General features: G+C 60.7%; 1 protein-coding gene. It reads right to left on the bottom strand.

Annotated features, from left to right (window positions below):
• Positions 1-294 (bottom strand): Arm DNA-binding domain-containing protein (locus tag IVA82_RS05950; protein WP_247381707.1); only part of this gene is annotated, 294 nt, incomplete at its 3' end.
• Positions 295-1,028 lie beyond the last annotated feature (734 nt).

The following is a 1,028-nucleotide window of genomic DNA, read 5'->3' as shown; positions in this document are numbered from 1 at the left end:
GCCGCCCATGCCCTTGAGGCTGTAGACCTTGCTGCGAGCGTCCTCGACGGTAAAAGTCTCTGGATTGTAGACGCCGAGCCAGCCGGTGCGTTGCTTGCCAGTTTGCCGATCGGTGAACTTAAAAGAGAAGGTGGCGACGCCTGCGGCCGTGATGCTGACGTAGAGACCCGGGCATTTCCGGTCGTAGAGTTTTAGCCGCTTAGCAACACGCTTCTCGCACATGCGGTCAGTCAGGACGACGCTGCCATTGCGCGCGCGCTTGCCAGCGGGTTCGGTGGTGATGGTAGTATCCATTTCGGTTTCAGCTCCTAAGGGTTGGGACCAAAGGGCTCGGCTTCGGGGCTTTCAGCTTGTCGTGCGGACGCTGAAAGGCTTAGGGCCGGGCCCTAGATTTGGCGAGGCCCGCTGAAACGCCCCGGATCAGGCTAATCGAAAAGTGCTTGTTTTAAAGGGTTTTGTTGGTTTCAGCCGGTTTCACCCGGTGCCAAAATATAGACGTGTGGTCCTGGCCGTCGTTGCTACGGTCAAGCTCTTGCGGAGGCGGCATTTGCGTCAACCGGCGCGGTGTCGGCGACTTTCGCTGGGGTGAGGGAAGCCAGAAGGAATTCGGCTCCCGGGAGAGCACGGCATAAGCCGTCCAACCACTGCGCAGGGAAGGCCGAGCGTTTAGGCTTCACCTGTATGCCGCTGTGCAGTCCTTTTGCGCTACATGCGCACAGCGGACCGTGGGTGCCAGGCCGGCACCCGGCCTTCCCTGCGCCCTCTTTCTTGGAGGTGCGAAGGAGACAGCATAAGTCGGGCGGAATGCGCCGCGAGGATGCGAAGGCGTGTCTTCGGTGTGAAATGCGAGTGGGAGAATGGCGACGATGCACCTTGCTCCGTCATTGTGAGCGCAGCGAAGCAATCCAGTCTGTCTCTGCGGAGGGATTCTGGATTGCTTGTGCGCCAGGCAAGCTGGCGCGGTCCAACCGGTGGAAGTCCGGTCCGGGTAAGCCGTAGCGGGCGCCCGGTAGTGAGTGTTGCGGTGT

It is taken from the genome of Bradyrhizobium sp. 142 (genome assembly GCF_023074015.1).
Classification (GTDB): domain Bacteria; phylum Pseudomonadota; class Alphaproteobacteria; order Rhizobiales; family Xanthobacteraceae; genus Bradyrhizobium.
This window is presented reverse-complemented; position numbering and strand designations above follow the sequence as displayed.